The sequence below is a fragment of the Methanobacterium subterraneum genome (genome assembly GCF_002813695.1).
GTDB lineage: Archaea > Methanobacteriota > Methanobacteria > Methanobacteriales > Methanobacteriaceae > Methanobacterium > Methanobacterium subterraneum.
On the sequence record NZ_CP017768.1, the window covers coordinates 1,224,518 to 1,242,103 of the forward strand.

Here is a 17,586-nt window from a genome sequence, read left to right on the forward strand (position 1 = left end):
CTATAAAACTATTACAAAAATTGCTGTAGTCTAATTTATGATCGGCTGGTATTGAAAAGAACCTACAGGAATTATCAAATTATATTTCCAAAAAAACAAATATAATTCAGAACATAACAGATTAATAATTCAAATTGTAGCAATATCCACCTAAACTTATTATATCCTGGAAAAATGAAAGGAGTTTGTATATTATGGTAGAACATGGTGTGAAAGCCAAATTACTGGTGGTTGATAATGAACAGGACCAGTTAGTTGCTATGGTACATGTACTAAGATCTGCAGGTTATGAAGTTTTAGAAGCTTCCAGCGGAACTGAAGCACTTGATCATGTAAGGGAAAACCACCCTGATCTGATTATCCTAGACAAGTTACTTCCGGATAAAGACGGGTTAGAATTAGGTAAGGAAATAAAATCTGAGGAAAAACTACAGGATACTCTGGTGATTTTATTATCCCATTTGAAAATCTCTCCTGAAAACAGATCCAAATGGCTTGAAGAAGGATTAGATGGATGTTTAACCAAACCCATCTCGAAAGGAGAGCTTTTAGCAATTGTTGAATCAATGCTTCGGCTTAAAGAATCAGAATCAAAGTATAAGTCCATATTTGAAAACACCGGCACTGCAACCATAATTGTAGGGGAGGATAAAACAATATCCCTAGCCAACAGTGAATTTGAACAACTTTCTGGCTACACGAAAAGGGAGATAGAGGGAAGGAGAAAGTGGACAGAATTTGTTCCTGAAAAGTACTTGAATAAATTAACGCAATATCATGATCTGAGAAGGAATAATCCATATTTAGCTCCAAGAAATTATGAAATTAAATTTAAAGACAAAAACAATAATCTGAAGGATATCTTCATCACTGTGGGTATGATTTCTTTTTCTGATAAAAGCGTTGTGTCACTACTGGATATATCTGAACGTAAAAAGATGGAAAAAGCATTATCCCGGGAGTTAAAAATTAATTCAGATTTGGCAATACTATCCAGTAAACTTCTGGAATCAGCTCCTATTGAAGATATCTCAGATCTGGTCTTAAAATATGCTCAGATTTTCACCAGGAGTGAATTTGGCTTTGTAGGTTACATTGACCCTGAAAACGGTTTTCTCATTTCTCCAACCATGACTCGCAATATCTGGACTGAATGCCATGTTAAGGATAAGAGTGTGATTTTTGAGAAATTTGGTGGATTGTGGGGTTGGGTGTTAAATAACAAGCAACCTATTCTCACCAATCAGCCCAATGATGATCCCCGATCCACAGGAACTCCAACTGGACATATTGCCATTGAAACATTTTTAGCAGTTCCGGCAATTGTTAACGAGGATTTAGTGGGTTTAATTTCACTAGCAAATTCAGATGAATATGATGAAAATGATCTGGAAATTGTAAAACGTTTATCAGATCTATACGCCATAGCAATCACCAGGAAACATTCCGACGATGCATTGAGAAAAAATGAGGAAAAATATCGCAACATAGTTGAAAAATTCCTTAAGTTGCACAATGAAATACTAATTGAAATCATCCGAAAAGATGAATTGTAGTTTTAGGAGTTATTTGTGATTTTTATCAACAAACATCCCTTAAATCCTAAATTTTTTAATACACCTCCTTGGGAATAAAAATTCCATTAATACTTTTTTATAGTATTGATGATATAAATTTCCCCATGTCACCAGAACTAATAGCTGTTAGTTTTTTAATTCTGGGGTTAGTTTTACTTTCTGGCAAATGGATCCGGGTAATATCCACCCCACTTCAAAAACTGTTTCTTCCCAGCTCTATTATTGGGGGATTTGTAGCCCTTTTTTTAGGCCCGGAAGTTCTGGGAAACATAGTTACTTGGTTGGGCTTTGGAAATTCTTTTCTTTCCAAAGGAATTTTTCCACTGGAAGTTCTAGAGGTGTGGAGTGTTCTTCCCGGTCTTTTCATTAACATTATTTTCGCTTCTTTATTCTTGGGGAAGAAACTGCCAAGTATTCAGAAGATCTGGCGTATAGCCGGCCCCCAAATTGCCCATGGGCAGACCATTGCTTGGGGACAGTATGTTTTTGGGATATTAGTTACCATGCTCATTTTAACTCCTTTTTTTGCGTTAGATCCCATGACAGGGGCATTAATAGAAATAGGATTCGAAGGAGGTCATGGGACTGCTGCAGGTATGGCTGGAACTTTTGAAGAACTAGGATTTTATGGAGGGTCTGATTTAGCACTGGGCTTGGCAACCATTGGATTAATATTTGGAGTAATATTAGGAATTATTTTAATGAACTATGCTGTAAAAAGAGGTAAAACAGAAATAATTACTAATGAGAGAGAAATATCACTTAAAGAACAGGCAGGAATTGTTGAATTTGATAATCGAGTTTCTGCCGGTAAATTAACCACACGAACTGAGTCAATTGAACCATTATCCCTGCATTTTGCCTATGTGGGAGTGGCCATAGGGATAGGGTATGTTATACAGCAAGCCCTGATTTTCCTAGAAACTACAACTTGGGGACCTTTAACTGGAACTTACCTCCTAGAGTTCATTCCCCTCTTCCCTTTTGCCATGATTGGAGGCATTTTTCTGCAGATATTTCTGGATAAATTTGATATTTACCGGACTTTGGATCGGGATTTAATTGTAAGAATCCAGGGATTTTCACTGGATGTGTTGATCGTAAGCGCCATAGCCACCCTTTCACTAACTATTATTGGAGAAAACCTAATACCATTCTTAATTCTGGCAGTGGTAGGTATAATCTGGAATTTGGTGGCATTCATTTATTTAGCACCCATCATGTTCCCCAGCTACTGGTTTGAAAGAGGTTCAGGGAACTTTGGGCAATCCATGGGCATGACTGCCACTGGAATCCTTCTAATGAAACTATCAGATCCAGATAACAAGTCACCTGCCCTGGAAGGTTTTGGTTATAAACAATTGCTGTTTGAACCCATTGTAGGGGGAGGAATTTTCACTGCAGCCTCTGTTACCTTAATATTTCAATTTGGACCTGAAGTTGTACTGGTGTTTTCCTTGGTAATGCTTTTATTATGGTTGGGGATTGGGTTATTTTATTTTAGGAAAAAATAAGAAACAACAAACAAAATCTAAAAAAATCGAATGTTGAGTCTGGGCATAACCTATGATTGGCCTAGTAAAAATTGCTCTGTTAAATAGATTTATTGAATGCAACAGTTTATATTAATCCCATTAGAAATTAGATGATAGTTGAAAAGTTATGATTGGATAGTTTCAGGATAGGAGATGAAAATTCATCTATCCAAAAAAATACCCAAGATTATAAGAATAATGGTTATATGGGGGTTTAAATAAATGATCGCCAAACAGAGGTTTGTTTTAGATACAACTGCCTTTACTGATAACCAGTTAAGGGATGATTATGGAGATGGGGAACTAGATAAGACTGTGGAGGTCCTCTTGGATCTCATAGCCCGATCAAGGATAAAGCTCAATATGAGCTGCCACATGCCACCGATTACCTACAAAGAATTCATTGATTACATAACCCGTTATGACTGTCCCCAGAGCGTCATGATCAAAGCTGAGACTTGGATTGTGAAAAAAACCCCAAACCGTTATGACACCAAGATACCCTCGGAGATATTCTATGAATACGTTCAGGACATGAGGGAAAGGATGAATAAGGGTATGCGCATATCGGAAAGTGCTGTCTGGGAAGCGGCAGTGGAATCCATGGTCATGATGTCCAGGGGTGAGAAAAAAACCCAGATCGAGATGGAAGTAATTGGTAAGGCCATTAAAGATTTCAGGAAACGTTACCGGGCTGCACTTCGCAAGGGAACTTTGGACAGTGCTCCTGATCTGGATGTGCTCCTTCTGGCCAAGGAATTAGGAGCAGGGGTAGTGGCTGCTGATGAGGGGATCAAAGTCTGGGCCGAAAGACTGGGACTTCGCTTTTTAAGTGCCAAATCATTTCCTAAAATGCTCCGAGAGTACTTGAAATACTATGAGTAAGTGAATAAATGAAAGTTCAGCAACCCAAAAATATCTATTTGATAAAGAGGCCGTATTTCATGAAAAAAGGTCTTTTAAAACCTCTAATTGAATCATCTATACTTCCCCTAATCAAAGGAACTTCAATAAGAAAATTCATTTATTTTGATATTATTCTTCATTGCGCAATGCCCATAATACTATCTACCATGAAAATTCAATGTTTAACTTTAGAATAAAAAAAATTTTTTATTTACACCAGTTAATGCACATTAAATAGGAGACTTAATTAATGGAACTACAAAAACCTAGGGGAACCCGTGATTTTCTCTTTAAGGAGATGAAAGAAAGAAAGCTCGTGGAAAACACCATGAGAGAGGTCTTTGAAACCTATGGTTATCAGGAGATTAAAACCCCTATATTTGAGGATCTATCCCTTTTCACTCTGAAATCAGGTGAAGGAATAATAGAAGAAATATACCACTTCCAGGATAAGGGAGGGCGAGACCTAGCACTTAGGCCGGAGTTAACAGCACCTGTAGCCAGAATATACTTAAATCAACTGCAAAAAGCACCAAAACCCATCAAAATGTACTATTTTGGTAGTTGCTTCCGCTACGAAAGACCACAAGCCGGGCGCTTCCGGCAGTTCTGGCAGCTGGGGTGTGAACTCATCGGTGGAAAATCACCAGATTCTGAGGCAGAAATCATTGCCATGGCCGCCCATTGTTTGGAAGAACTGAAACTGAAAGACTATCAAATACACCTAGGAAATCTGGGAATTTTAAGGGGAATCTTGAGCCAGGATAGTATTTCAGCCGAACATCAGGATCAAATCATGGCCATGATAGACAAGGGAGATGCAGAGGAACTGGAAAAGCTATTAAATGGGATTGAAATTCCTGAAACTTCAAAAAACATTCTGCTAGAACTAATTGGTATGCGAGGACATCAGGAAATTATTAATAATGTGAAAAATATCCTTAATGATTATCCTGATGCATTAAAATCCCTTGAAGAACTTGAATCACTTTTAATAATGCTGAAAGCCTTTGGTTTTACAGATTACATTGTGAATCTAGGTATTGCCCGTGGATTAGATTATTACACTGGAACGGTATTTGAGATCTATGTGGAAGGCCTAGGAGCCCAGAAACAAATAAGTGGTGGGGGAACTTATAATTTAATAGAGGTTTTTGGTGGTGAAAAGGTGGAATCCACTGGATTTGCCTTTGGCTTCGATCGGGTTATGGAAGCCCTTAAAATACAGAACCCCCGTATCCCTGGAGAAGAAAGAGTTGATGTTTTTGTAGCTCCCATATCTGCTGAAATGAAACTTAATGCCTTCGAAATAGCTCAAAATTTAAGAAAGTGTGGTATTTCAACTGATGTGGAACTGGTGGGGCGAAAACTAAAGAAAATCCTTTCCTTCGCTGCTAACTCAGGAGCAAAGTTCGTAGTTCTCATTGGGGCCCGTGAATTGGAAGAAGGCAAAGTCACCATTAAAGACATGACCTCTGGAGAACAGGAACAAGTATCCATTGAAATGGTCAGTGATGTTCTATTAAACCAGATTAATAATGAGGAATGATGAAAATGGATTTACCCGAGCTCAACTACCGACATGTGGTTAACGGAGAAAAACTGGTTATAGCCATAGCCCAAGATTATAAAACAGAAGAAGTGCTTATGGTGGCCTATATGAACCGTGATGCCTTTGAAAAGACTATTGAAACCGGTAAAGCCCATTACTGGAGCACCAGCCGTAACCAGTTATGGTTCAAGGGTGAAAGCTCAGGCCATGTGCAGGAAGTCAAGGAGATATTCACTGATTGTGACCAGGATGCATTGCTCCTTAAAGTAAAACAAGTGGGTGCTGCCTGTCACCAGGGCTATTATTCCTGTTTCTACAGAGAAATACAAAATAATGGGCAAAAACTTGAAATAGTTAAGGAAAAGGTTTTTGCACCTGAAAAAGTTTATGGAGAATGAGTAGGATGAGAATTGTTCCAGATACAAGTGTTATAGTTGATGGTAGGATCACCCGCATAGTCCAGGAAGAAGATTACCAGGGCTGTGAAGTGATCGTACCCGAAGCAGTTGTATCTGAATTGGAAAATCAGGCTAATAAAGGAAGAGATAGTGGTTATAACGGCCTGGAAGAGCTTAAGAATTTGCAAAAACTGCATGGTCAAGGTAAAATACACGTGACTTATGTGGGGCGTCGACCCACTTTGGAAGAGATATCACTAGCCAGAGGTGGGGAAATAGATGCAATGATCCGTGGAGTAGCAGGGGAAAACAAAGCAACCCTCATAACCAGTGACAAAGTTCAAAAAGAAGTGGCAGAAGCCCAGGGCCTCAATGCCATTTACCTTAAACCAGAGATGTTGGAATACGGGGACATTGAAGTAACCAAGTACTTCGACAAAAACACCATGTCCGTACATTTAAAAGAAAATGTAGTGCCTATGGCCAAGAAAGGGACCCCTGGCAATACTCGACTTGTTCGTATAAGATCTAAACCTCTTACCCGGGGACAAATTGATTACATGGCCCGTGAAATTGTGGAAAGGGCTAAAAGTGATTTTAAAAGTTTTATTGAAATAGAACGTGAGGGAGCTACAGTTGTGCAATTCCGGGAGTACCGGATTTCCATAGCCAGACCACCTTTCTCTGATGGCGTGGAAATTACCATTGTGCGACCGGTAGCCAAAGTGTCTATAGACAGTTACAAGTTACCAGAACAATTGATTGACCGGTTGACCAATAGTGCTAAGGGAATACTCATTGCAGGACCCCCAGGAGCTGGTAAAACTACATTTGCCCAGGCAATTGCCGAATTCTATGGAAATCTAGGCACTATTGTCAAAACCATGGAATCACCCCGTGACCTGCAAGTTGGGGATGAAATTACTCAGTACGCACCCCTGGAAAAGGACATGGGCAAAACTGCTGACATATTACTCCTTGTAAGGCCTGATTACACCATATACGATGAGCTGCGCAAAACCAAGGATTTCAAAATCTTTGCCGATATGAGACTGGCTGGTGTGGGTATGATTGGAGTGGTACACGCCACCAGACCCATTGATGCCATCCAAAGGATAATTGGAAGGGTGGAACTAGGTATGATCCCCTCAATTGTGGACACCACAATCTACATTGATGAGGGAAGAGTGGCTGCTATCTACGATATCAAACTCACGGTTAAGGTTCCCAGTGGAATGTTAGAGGCTGATCTTTCCCGACCAGTTATCGAGATAAGGGATTTTGAAACTGGTGATCTGGTCCATGAGATTTACACCTACGGTGAACAGACCATTGTTATGGATGTGGGCCAGACCAGGATGAAAAAGACTCCTATCCAGAAGATGGCTGAAAGGGAGATCATCAAAGAAGTCAAGAAAAGGGTACCCGGACAGGTGGAAGTGGAAATGAAATCCGACCGCAGAGCTTCAGTTTGGGTGACTGAAGATTCCATTCCCAAACTCATCGGCAAAAGAGGTAAAAACATCGACGAGCTAGAAGGTAAAGTTGGCATCAGTATCGGTGTAGAGTCCCTGGAATCCAAAAAAGGCAACTCCAAAAAATCCCACAAGAAAAACGAGCACATTCCTGAATTATTATCCTCAGAATACGTTCCAGTTGACGTGGAGATGTCTGGTAACTATGTGGTCTTGAATTTCGGTAAAGATGTGGTGGGCACTCCCTTCGACATTCTGGTAGATAATGATTATCTTTTCACCGCTACTGTGGGTAAGAAAGGTACTATCAAAATAAAAAAGGATATTGAACTGGCAGAGATAATTTTCAACGCCCAAAGGAGTGATCTACCTATCCAGGCCCGTATAAGAAGGGATTAGTTTATTACTAACTTATTTTTTCTTTTTGCCATAAGTAATGTTTTCCGAGATTAAGTTAGAAATCTTCATAAAGGAGTATGACTATGAAAATTGGTGTTTCAACCCTGGCCTTGTATCCACAGCCCCTGGACAGAGTTCTGGAGTTTCTGGAAGAAAGGAATGTTCATTACTGTGAAATAATCAATGAATATCCCTACCATGAAATTGATGATGATTTGCTGGATTCTCATAAGGTTAAACTAACTGTCCATTCACCATTATCTGACATCAACCTGGCATCCCATAACCAGGCCATTCGTAATTCCTCAATTGAAGAAGTGAAAAAATCCATGGACAGGGCTGTTGCCTGGAATTCAGATTTGGTGGTGGTGCATCCCGGTTGTATGCCGATTATGGGGAAGAAAATAGAAGAGAAAATACTCCAGTACAATTTAGAGTCTCTGTTAGAATGTGCCACCTATGCTTATGATATTGGGGTTTACATGTGTGTGGAGAACATGCCAGAGATAGAAGGTCTACTCTACCAGGATCTAAATGAATTAAATTGTCTTTTAGAAGAAATCAACGTGTTTATGACCCTTGATGTAGGACATGCCCATAATTCCGGTTTTTCGTCAGAGGAAATGTTCGATTATCCTCTCATAAAACACGTCCACCTCAGTGACAATGACGGAACATTTGATCAGCACAATGCACTGGGTACTGGGAGTATAGATTTTGATTCACTCTTTAAAAACATTGAAGAAGCCAGTTATGATGGGATTTTGATGGTGGAAGTAAAAAATCCCCAGGATATTCTTCAGAGTCTGGATTATATTGAAAAAATGATTAAGTTATAAATCTCTTAGAATGTGCCCATTAAGATTGTAATTTTTTAAACTAATTGTTTAAGGGGTTCAATCTTCTTAAACAAGTTTAAAAATAATAAAAAAATAATTCAAAAAAATATTTAAAATGGGGGCTGGTTTTTATACCAGCCAGTGTTCATTCATTTTCTTTAGGTGGACCTGGAGTACCGTATTGTTAACCAGTACATCATCAATACCTAAACTCACGGTTATGGTAGTTTCAGGATGATCTGAGACTGGAACTAAAGATTTTGAAGTTAGTTCCGCTGATTCAACTGTTACATTAGAGTTTGATGTTGAGTTATTGGTTTCTGTTGCTGTAGGTTGTTCTGTTGATTGAGCAGTAACGTTTACTGGTTCGGGTGTTTCTCTGGTAGCAGGTATCAACTGCGCCCTAGCACCATAAGCAGATTTATCATAGCCAGTACATCCATCATAATCCGCGTCACATCTGGAACAGGTTAGTTCACCCTCGTAAGTTCCCTTGGGATTTACTTCCATGCAACCATAATGGTCACATAAAGGACAGTAATCTTCCCAGTAGTAGTATCCAGATTCTCCTCCGTACATTCCTCCAGGTATGAAATACCCACCAATTGATGAAGCACTACTTATGGGTAGTGCTCCCAATAATAAAACGACAATCGCCGCTTTGTATAAATTTCGCTTAATATAATTCCTCCGTTGGTTCATTCCAGCAAAATCATGCCAATATCCGGACATGCCACCGTAGTGGTACCATTAGGTTTGCTAGTTTGCCACAATCGCCACTAAAGACTATCGGGTTCTTTGAACCGCATGTAATACATTTAAACACCTCAATTATTTTTTTTGATTATTATCCATTAGACTAATCTGAATGACATATGAACAATTCTTCAAGTTTTAAAATCAGTACCACCCTAAATATTTCAGTTAAGATATACTCATCTAAACAGCTTAATTATTATCATTTAGAGACACTGCTAACTAACATTAAATTACAAAGAATAGAATTGGATATGTGAAAATATTGCAGAATGATAAATACAATTCAAAAATTACATTAACATAAAACTTAGGTAATTGCTTCCATAATTTTGTAAAACAGATTTATTTTTCTCCTACTGCAAAATTTTGATAATCAGATTTGATAATTATCTAAGTGTTCTTTCTACACATTTAGGAAAAACTGGTATATATAGTTTTGGTCATGAATTTTGTTTGCCAGTACTGATTCTGCTATTAATTCATACCAACAATTAAGGGAATACTTTCATCAGTGGATCACACAATACTTAATTAGATCATTAAATCTAATTTTTGATAAGAATATATTATTATATAAAATAAAGGAAGAAGAAAAAAGATATAAAAAATTTTAAGGGGATGTTTTTCTTTGAAAATCGGAATAATAGGTGGAACTGGAGATCAAGGACTTGGACTAGCATTAAGATTTGCAAAAGGAGGAGAACAAGTAATTATCGGCTCTAGAGATGTTAAAAAGGCCGAAAATGCAGTTAACCTCATTGAAAATATGTTAAAATCTGATGAATGCCCCAATGTAAGGGGAATGACCAATGAAGAGGTGTGTAGTGAAGCAGATCTCTTGATTTTAACCGTGCCCCTTCAAGCCCAGATGATTACCCTCAAAAGTATCAAAGATCATGTGGAAAATAAAATATTAATTGATGCCACTGTTCCCATGGAAAGCTGCCTGGGTGGAAGCCCAGTAAAATATGTGAACGTGTGGGATGGTTCCGCTGCAGAAAGAACCGCCAACTTCCTTAAGGATAAAAATGTGAGAGTGGTATCCGCCTTCAATAACATCAGTGCCGCCAGCTTAACCAACATTGAAAATAATGTGGATTGCGACTGTCTCATCTCTGGGAATGATGATGAAGCCAAAAAAGAAGCAATGCAACTGGCCGAAAAAATACCCGGAGTAAGGGCTATTGATTGCGGCCTCCTGGAAAACGCCAGGATTGTGGAGAAAATAACCCCACTACTCATCAATTTAAACATACGAAACAAAATAAAATTGGCCGGTATCAGAATAACCGGACTTTAATCAAGGATTTTACAAATATTTAGAAAGAATTGACTCTAGAAAATAATACTGGAAACAAATGATTTCCAAAAAAAAGTAAAAGGTTCATTGAATATGGAGTATATAAAAAAAACTGCCGAAGGAATAGCCAAGCATGCCCTGGAGGTTATCAACCAGATCGATGCTGAACAGGTGGAACTAATGATCCAGAGTATAAATGACTCTGATTCCACATTCATTGTGGGAAGTGGAAGATCTGAGCTGGTGGGTAAGGCATTTGCCATGCGCCTAATGCACCTGGGATTTAGAGTTCATGTAGTTGGCGATGTAACCACCCCTGCCCTCACTGATAAAGATTGCCTCATAGCAATTTCAGGATCAGGGGAAACCAGGACTGTGACCCTTGCCGCGGCAACTGCTAAAGAAGTGGGAACTAAGGTGGTGGGAGTAACCACCAACCCCCAATCCAGCCTGGGGAAGAACTCTGATGTTGTAGTTAACATTGAAAGTAAAAGTAAGGTTCCCTGGAAAAATTACACATCCCATGTCCTTAAAGGAAATTATGATGATTTAACTCCCATGGGAACTCTTTTCGAAGATAGCACTCATCTATTCCTGGATGGACTTATAGCAGCGTATATGGTCCGCCTGGGTAAAAAAGAAAATGATTTGAAAAAGTTACACGCCAGAGATTGAGTTAATATGTTGAATTAAAATTGAATTAAATATTTAATCTCCCTGGTTTAATGAAAAACCTGATTGGTTTACCCTGGGTTTTTTTAAGCCACAACAGTTATACTTTCAAGGTGAAATAACATGGATGCAGAGTTAATAGGAGAACTAGTAATTATCAAGGATAAAAAAGCTGTTGCCCTTAATGAAAAAAGTCATTATGGGAAGTTTAACCAGGATGAACTGCAAATTTCATTAATGGAGGCTCATTATCTCCAGGAAAAGGGAAAAATAACCATTTTTGATCATGGAAAAATTTTTTCCCTGGATGAAATGAGGGAACTTATCCAGAATAAAGACCTGTTATACCGGTATATTGTTTTCAGAGACCTCAGAAACAGAGGATACATTGTTAAAACCGGTTTCAAATACGGATCAGAATTCAGATTATACGAAAGGGGTAAATCTCCAGGTGATGGTCATTCTGATTTTGTGGTGAAAGTGGTAACTGAAAATCAAAACATATCTGTACTTAACTTTTCCAGTTACGTTCGTGTGGCCCACGGAGTTAACAAGAAACTCTTACTGGCAGTGGTGGATGATGAACAGGACATCACCTACTACAATGTTGAGTGGACCCGGCCATAATGCTTAAGAATCTAAACAAAACTTTATAAACTAAATAAACAACGATTATTATCATTAAAGGTGATTTATTGATAGATCCATGGAGCTCAGCCATAGTAAACTATGAAAAACTCATAGAAGAATTTGGAATAAAACCCTTCCACGACCTTTTAGGAGACATTGAAAACCCTCACATTCTCATGCGCAGGGGAATTGTATTTGGACATCGAGATTTTGGTAGAATTATTAAAGCTATCCGTGAAAAAAGCGAATTTGCAGTGGTCACCGGGATGATGCCCAGTGGTAAAATGCACATCGGTCATAAAATGATTGTGGACCAGTTAACATGGTACCAGGAAAAGGGTGCTGAGATCCATATCCCCATTGCTGATATGGAATCCTACTCCGCCAGGGGAATAGACTTTAATGAGGCCAAGAGGATTGCAATTGAGGAATACATCACCAACTACATTGCCCTGGGACTGGATCCGGATAATGAAAAACTGCACATCTACTTACAATCCGAGAACAAGATAGTGGGAGATCTAGCTTATAAACTGGCAAAAAGAGTTAATATGAATGAGATGAAGGCCATTTATGGTTTTTCAGGATCAACCAACATAGCCCACATCTACGCACCACTTATACAGGTAGCTGACATATTACACCCTCAGATAAAGGAGTGTGGGGGACCTAAACCCACGGTGGTTCCAGTAGGTCCTGATCAGGACCCCCACATACGTCTCACCAGGGATATTGCCGAACGCTTCCAATCACAGTTTGAGTTCATAACCCCCTCTTCAACTTACCACCGTTTCATCACCGGGTTAACTGGCGGTAAAATGTCCAGCAGCAAACCAAAAACTGCTATATTCCTTAGTGACACTCCAGAGGTTGCAGAAAAGAAATTAAAATCTGCTAAAACCGGGGGGAGGGAAAGTCTAGAGGAGCAGAAGAAAATGGGTGGTGTTCCCGAGGACTGTGTGGTCTACGAGATGCTGCTTTACCATCTCATCCAGTCCGATGATGAATTAAAGGAGATCTACCATCAATGCCAGGAAGGTAGTATAATGTGTGGAGAGTGCAAGGCCCGTTCCGCAGAGATGATGAAAAACTTCTTCAAAAATTTCCATAAGAAAAGGGAAAAAGCTAAAGATAAAGCTGAAAGTATATTAGACTTATAATCATATTATATTAAAATCATATTATATTAAAATCATATTATATTAAAATCATATTATATTAAAACACCAACTGATTACATAAACGATTAGTAATGAAGATAAGGAGTTTAACCATGGCCCGGGAAAAATATGAAGGTTTGATAAGTGGATTATACAATCGAAACGAAACTTTTTTCATGCTATCTGCCATGATGTTAATAGCTTCTTTTTTAATAGGATACGCCTTTGCAGGGATGCTGGAACCTATACTGGGAAAAATGTTAGGTGACTTTAAAAGAAGTATAGTTCAGGGGGAGTTACAGCTAACCACATTCTCCCTCTTCTTCAATAACGTTAAGATTGCATTACTGATCTATGTTGGAGGCTTAATTTTTGGAGTGATAACTGCTTATTTTTTGATCTCCAACGGAATATTCATTGGTTACACCGCAGCCCAGTTTCAACTGGGGGACTTCATAATTTACACCCTACCCCATGGAGTGTTTGAGCTTGTGGGGATCATCCTGGCTGGTGCCGCAGGATTCAAACTGGCCAGCATTGAAATAAACATTTTAAAGGGTGTGTTGAAGTTACAGTCAGATTTTTCCATATCCAATCAGTTAAAATATTTACTGGAAGCAAACTGGGAAGATCTCAAGGACACCCTGGTTATGCTGGGCATAGCCATAGTCTTGATCCTGATTGCCGCCATTATCGAGGCGAACTTCACCCTTAGCTGGGCAAGCTACATGAAAGGAGTTACCTGATTAACTATATAGAAGCTAAATTTCCTCCCTGAGACTTAAAATAAAATTTTGTTCCACTACAATGATTTCAAAACAAGGGAATAGTTTTTATACTGTTCCCAATGATATTTTATTTTGAAGTATTTCCAATGAGAAATATATTTCAATAGAGAATTCCATTGGTTTTAATAATATTATTTAATTAATAAGAATTCCATTGAATAATAAAAGTTTATTCAAAGTTAAAGGTGATTTTATGATGAGATGCATATCCTGTGGTGCAGAGTACTCTGACCAGGAAATAATATACACGTGCAAGAAATGTGGTTCAATACTGGAAGTTATCTGCCAACCAGACGTGTCAAAGGACGTTTTCCAGTGCCGTAAATCCACCATGTGGAAGTATAAAGAGTTCATGCCAGTCGATCCATCAGGCATAGTTAGCCTGGATGAGGGTGGAACTCCCTTCTGCAAGTGTGATAAGTTGGGCAAAGAATTGGGTGTGGAACTCTATGTAAAAGTAGAAGGCTCTAACCCCACTGGAAGTTTCAAAGACCGGGGAATGAGTGTGGGAATTACCAAAGCCATGGAATTAGGTGTTGATACTGTGGGTTGTGCTTCCACAGGTAACACTTCCGCTTCCCTGGCTGCTTACGCTGCCCGGGCCGGTTTGAAATGTGTAGTACTGCTCCCGGCGGGTAAGGTTGCTCTAGGAAAACTGGCCCAGGCCATGTTCCACGGAGCCCAGGTCTTATCTGTGCGGGGAAATTTTGACCAGGCACTAGAAGCCATCACCAGCCTGGCACTGGAAGGTCAGCTTTACCTTTTAAACTCCATCAACCCCTACCGGTTGGAAGGCCAGAAATCCATTGGATTTGAAATTGTCGATGAACTGGGATGGAAATCACCAGACCGGATTATATTACCCGTGGGGAATGCTGGAAACATCTCCGCTATTTGGAAAGGAATAACTGAATTCCACCAGGCAGGTTTCATTGATGATCTACCCCGAATGACCGGTATCCAGGCAGAAGGAGCAGCACCCATAGCTCAAGCCGTCTGGGAAGGGAACGATGATATTGTACCGGTGGAGAATCCAGAAACCGTGGCCACCGCCATAAGGATAGGAGCACCAGTAAGTTCTAAAAAAGCCATCAGAGCCATTTATGAATCGGATGGATTGGCAGAAACCGTTAGTGACGAAGAGATCCTAGATGCTCAGAAACTCCTGGCCCGAACCGAGGGTATTGGAGTTGAACCAGCCTCCGCAGCATCAATTGCAGGACTTATAAAGCTAGTTAACACTGGGAAAATAGATAAAAGCGAACAAATAGTGTGTGTTGTTACAGGGCATGTTTTAAAAGATCCTAATGTGGCAATAAACGCTTGTGAAGAGCCTATTGAAATAGACCCCGATATTGACTCCCTTTTAAAGGTTATAAAAGGGAACTAGTGGATTTTGATCCACCTTTTTTTTCTGGATAATCTGGACTATTTCTATATCCTAATTTTTTTTCCAGTAGCCAAGATCATATAATTTGTCATGTGGTGTCCCAAGATCATAGGGATTATCATGACATGACCCAATACCATATAGATCACCAAATAATGAGTGCTTTTAACGATACATATATATAGGAGTACGGCAACAGTGTATATTAACAAATATACAAAAATGAGGTGATTAATATGGAATTACCAATAGCTCCAATTGGAAGAATAATAAAAAACGCCGGTGCAGAAAGAGTAAGTGATGACGCTAGAGAAGCTCTAGCCAAAGCCTTAGAAGAAAAAGGTGAAACTATCGCTACTGAAGCTGTTAAACTGGCAAAACACGCAGGAAGGAAAACTGTTAAAGCTTCTGACGTCGAACTCGCCGTCAAAAGACTATAAGTTAACCTTTCTTTTTTCTTTTATTTTTTTAAAGACTTTTAAAGGCTATTTTTACTTTAGTTTTACTTTAATTATCTTGAAAATTTTACGGGTATTTCACAGACATAACCCTGGATTTTAGCATACAAAAATATAGATTTTAACTAGATAATATAATCCATTAAATAAAGTGTATTTCCCCCATAATAATCGCATTAATCAGCATCAAGTAATCCATCAAAGATTTCTACTTTAAGTAGCTGAGAATTTATAAATAAATCTCCAAGTAAAGTATATATACTGTGATTGACCAACTTTGTTACATCTAATTTTAGAATTCTAAAATATCTTTTTAAGATTAAAATTAGAATTTTTTTGGTCTTTAATCATCGGGACCAAGAACTTCATGTAGAATTAGTTACATATGAAGTCTAAAATTAGTGTTTGCCGATGGATGGTTAAAACCAGATGAAAAAGGAGGTAAATAAATGGCAAAAGCAATGTATGTTAAATTTGATGTACCTAAAGAGTTAGCGGACAAAGCTTACGAAGCTTTAGAAATAGCAAGAGACACTGGTAAAGTAGGTAAAGGTAGTAATGAGGTTACCAAGGCCGTTGAAAGAGGCGATGCTTTACTTGTATTATTAGCAGAAGATGTCGATCCTGCAGAAATTATCGCTCATATGCCTGTTCTCGCTGAAGAAAAGGAAATACCTTACGTCTACATACCTACCAAAGATGAGCTGGGAGAAGCAGCTGGTCTAAACGTTGGAACCGCATCCGCATGTATCGTTGATGCTGGTGAAGCTGAAGAGCTCATCAAAGATGTTGTAGAAAAGGTAGAAGAACTCAAAAAATAATAACACTAACTGGAGAGTCTCCGGACTCTTCTAATTTTTAAGGTGATTATATGGCAGAAGCAACTCCTGCAGAAGTTATTGAGGTTCTAAAAAGAACCGGTATGACCGGAGAGGTCATGCAAGTAAAATGCAGGATATTAGAAGGAAGAGATAAGGGTAGAATTTTAACCCGAAACGTTATGGGAGCCATAAGGGAAGGCGACATTCTGATGCTCTTGGACACCATCAGGGAAGCCAAGGAAATCCGTACTCCCTAGAATTAAAGGTGTTAACCATGAGAACATGTTCATTCTGCGGAGAAGAAATAGAGGAGGGCACCGGCAAAATGTACGTCAAAAAAGACGGTACGGTGTATCTTTTCTGCAGCAGCAAATGTGAAAAAAATCGTATAAAGCTCGGTAGAGTTCCCAGGAAGGTTAAGTGGGTTAAACAATGAAACAAAAAAGTTTTGTTATGTTAAAACCCGATGCAGTTCTGAGGAGATTAACCGGAAAGATCTTAACCCGCTTCGAGGAGCGGGGATTACAGATCCTGGCCGCAAAATTGATGATCATCCCCCGTAATCAGGCTGAGGAACACTACGTCGAACACCAGGAAAAACCTTTCTTCGGCGATCTGGTAGATTACATTACCTCCGGACCTGTTCTGGCCATGGTAATTGAAGGAGATGAATGCATCAGCCTAATCCGGAAAATGGTAGGGGCAACAAACCCTAAAGAAGCAGACTTAGGCACTATTCGTGGCGATTTCGCCATTGAAACTGGTAGAAACATAGTTCATGCTTCTGATTCACCGGCTTCGGCAGAAAGGGAAATTGCACTATTTTTCCAGGATGATGATATCTCCGAATATCAGCTTCCAGACCGGGAACTGATATACGAAGAACCATAAATTGGGAACCTACTCAAATACACACAGGGACTTTCT

General features: G+C 39.1%; 19 protein-coding genes. 18 read left to right on the forward strand and 1 reads right to left on the reverse strand.

The genetic code is table 11. From position 1 onward, the window contains the following. Positions 1-194 precede the first annotated feature (194 nt). From BK009_RS05845 to BK009_RS05880, 7 genes are all read left to right on the forward strand, one after another. Entirely contained in the window at positions 195-1,556 is a 1,362-nt protein-coding gene (locus tag BK009_RS05845; protein ID WP_100906903.1) for a response regulator, read from the forward strand. A 125-nt stretch (positions 1,557-1,681) separates the two neighbouring features. Then, positions 1,682-3,091 (forward strand): sodium/glutamate symporter, encoded by a 1,410-nt coding sequence (locus tag BK009_RS05850; RefSeq protein ID WP_100906904.1) that lies wholly within the window; start codon positions 1,682-1,684, stop codon positions 3,089-3,091. A 243-nt stretch (positions 3,092-3,334) separates the two neighbouring features. Further along, positions 3,335-3,997, forward strand: a complete 663-nt coding sequence (locus tag BK009_RS05855; protein WP_100906905.1) for an RNA ligase partner protein — start codon at positions 3,335-3,337, stop codon at positions 3,995-3,997. Between the two features lie 271 nt (positions 3,998-4,268). Next, positions 4,269-5,567 (forward strand): histidine--tRNA ligase, encoded by a 1,299-nt coding sequence (gene hisS, locus BK009_RS05865; RefSeq protein ID WP_100906907.1) that lies wholly within the window; start codon positions 4,269-4,271, stop codon positions 5,565-5,567. Between the two features lie 5 nt (positions 5,568-5,572). Further along, positions 5,573-5,968 (forward strand): phosphoribosyl-AMP cyclohydrolase, encoded by a 396-nt coding sequence (gene hisI, locus BK009_RS05870; protein WP_100907923.1) that lies wholly within the window; start codon positions 5,573-5,575, stop codon positions 5,966-5,968. Positions 5,969-5,973: 5 nt separating this feature from the next. Next, the gene (locus tag BK009_RS05875) at positions 5,974-7,842 is read left to right on the forward strand and encodes a PINc/VapC family ATPase (RefSeq protein WP_100906908.1); all 1,869 of its coding nucleotides are present in this window, start codon (positions 5,974-5,976) and stop codon (positions 7,840-7,842) included. Between the two features lie 83 nt (positions 7,843-7,925). Next, positions 7,926-8,681, forward strand: coding sequence for a sugar phosphate isomerase/epimerase family protein (locus BK009_RS05880; RefSeq protein ID WP_100906909.1), 756 nt, complete (start codon positions 7,926-7,928; stop codon positions 8,679-8,681). Between the two features lie 129 nt (positions 8,682-8,810). Here BK009_RS05880 and BK009_RS05885 read toward each other — a convergent pair whose 3' ends face one another. Then, positions 8,811-9,413, reverse strand: coding sequence for a hypothetical protein (locus tag BK009_RS05885; RefSeq protein WP_100906910.1), 603 nt, complete (start codon positions 9,411-9,413; stop codon positions 8,811-8,813). 655 nt (positions 9,414-10,068) lie between these two features. Between BK009_RS05885 and npdG the strand changes: the two genes are divergently transcribed. The 11 genes from npdG (at position 10,069) to ndk (ending at position 17,550) form a co-directional block, all read left to right on the forward strand. Further along, a complete protein-coding gene (gene npdG, locus BK009_RS05890; RefSeq protein ID WP_100905861.1) occupies positions 10,069-10,740 on the forward strand; it encodes an NADPH-dependent F420 reductase in 672 nt (223 codons plus the stop codon). A gap of 93 nt (positions 10,741-10,833) precedes the next feature. Then, the gene (hxlB, locus tag BK009_RS05895; protein WP_100905860.1) at positions 10,834-11,415 is read left to right on the forward strand and encodes a 6-phospho-3-hexuloisomerase; all 582 of its coding nucleotides are present in this window, start codon (positions 10,834-10,836) and stop codon (positions 11,413-11,415) included. A 120-nt stretch (positions 11,416-11,535) separates the two neighbouring features. Further along, positions 11,536-12,039, forward strand: coding sequence for a tRNA-intron lyase (gene endA, locus BK009_RS05900; RefSeq protein ID WP_100905859.1), 504 nt, complete (start codon positions 11,536-11,538; stop codon positions 12,037-12,039). A 68-nt stretch (positions 12,040-12,107) separates the two neighbouring features. Then, the gene (locus BK009_RS05905) at positions 12,108-13,202 is read left to right on the forward strand and encodes a tryptophan--tRNA ligase (protein ID WP_100905858.1); all 1,095 of its coding nucleotides are present in this window, start codon (positions 12,108-12,110) and stop codon (positions 13,200-13,202) included. A 113-nt stretch (positions 13,203-13,315) separates the two neighbouring features. Further along, on the forward strand, positions 13,316-13,948 hold the full coding sequence (locus tag BK009_RS05910) for a stage II sporulation protein M (RefSeq protein ID WP_100905857.1): 633 nt from the start codon (positions 13,316-13,318) through the stop codon (positions 13,946-13,948). Positions 13,949-14,183: 235 nt separating this feature from the next. Further along, on the forward strand, positions 14,184-15,380 hold the full coding sequence (thrC, locus tag BK009_RS05915) for a threonine synthase (RefSeq protein ID WP_100905856.1): 1,197 nt from the start codon (positions 14,184-14,186) through the stop codon (positions 15,378-15,380). Positions 15,381-15,616: 236 nt separating this feature from the next. After that, positions 15,617-15,820: a histone HfoB gene (gene hfoB, locus BK009_RS05920; RefSeq protein ID WP_004031090.1), complete on the forward strand. Its 204-nt coding sequence runs from the start codon at positions 15,617-15,619 to the stop codon at positions 15,818-15,820. 467 nt (positions 15,821-16,287) lie between these two features. After that, entirely contained in the window at positions 16,288-16,659 is a 372-nt protein-coding gene (gene rpl7ae, locus BK009_RS05925; RefSeq protein WP_100905855.1) for a 50S ribosomal protein L7Ae, read from the forward strand. Positions 16,660-16,709: 50 nt separating this feature from the next. Next, positions 16,710-16,916, forward strand: a complete 207-nt coding sequence (locus BK009_RS05930; protein ID WP_004031085.1) for a 30S ribosomal protein S28e — start codon at positions 16,710-16,712, stop codon at positions 16,914-16,916. 17 nt (positions 16,917-16,933) lie between these two features. Then, the gene (locus tag BK009_RS05935) at positions 16,934-17,095 is read left to right on the forward strand and encodes a 50S ribosomal protein L24e (protein ID WP_048072216.1); all 162 of its coding nucleotides are present in this window, start codon (positions 16,934-16,936) and stop codon (positions 17,093-17,095) included. Then, positions 17,092-17,550: a nucleoside-diphosphate kinase gene (ndk, locus tag BK009_RS05940; protein ID WP_100905854.1), complete on the forward strand. Its 459-nt coding sequence runs from the start codon at positions 17,092-17,094 to the stop codon at positions 17,548-17,550. Before BK009_RS05935 ends, ndk begins: the two co-directional genes overlap by 4 nt. The last annotated feature ends 36 nt before the right edge of the window (positions 17,551-17,586 follow it).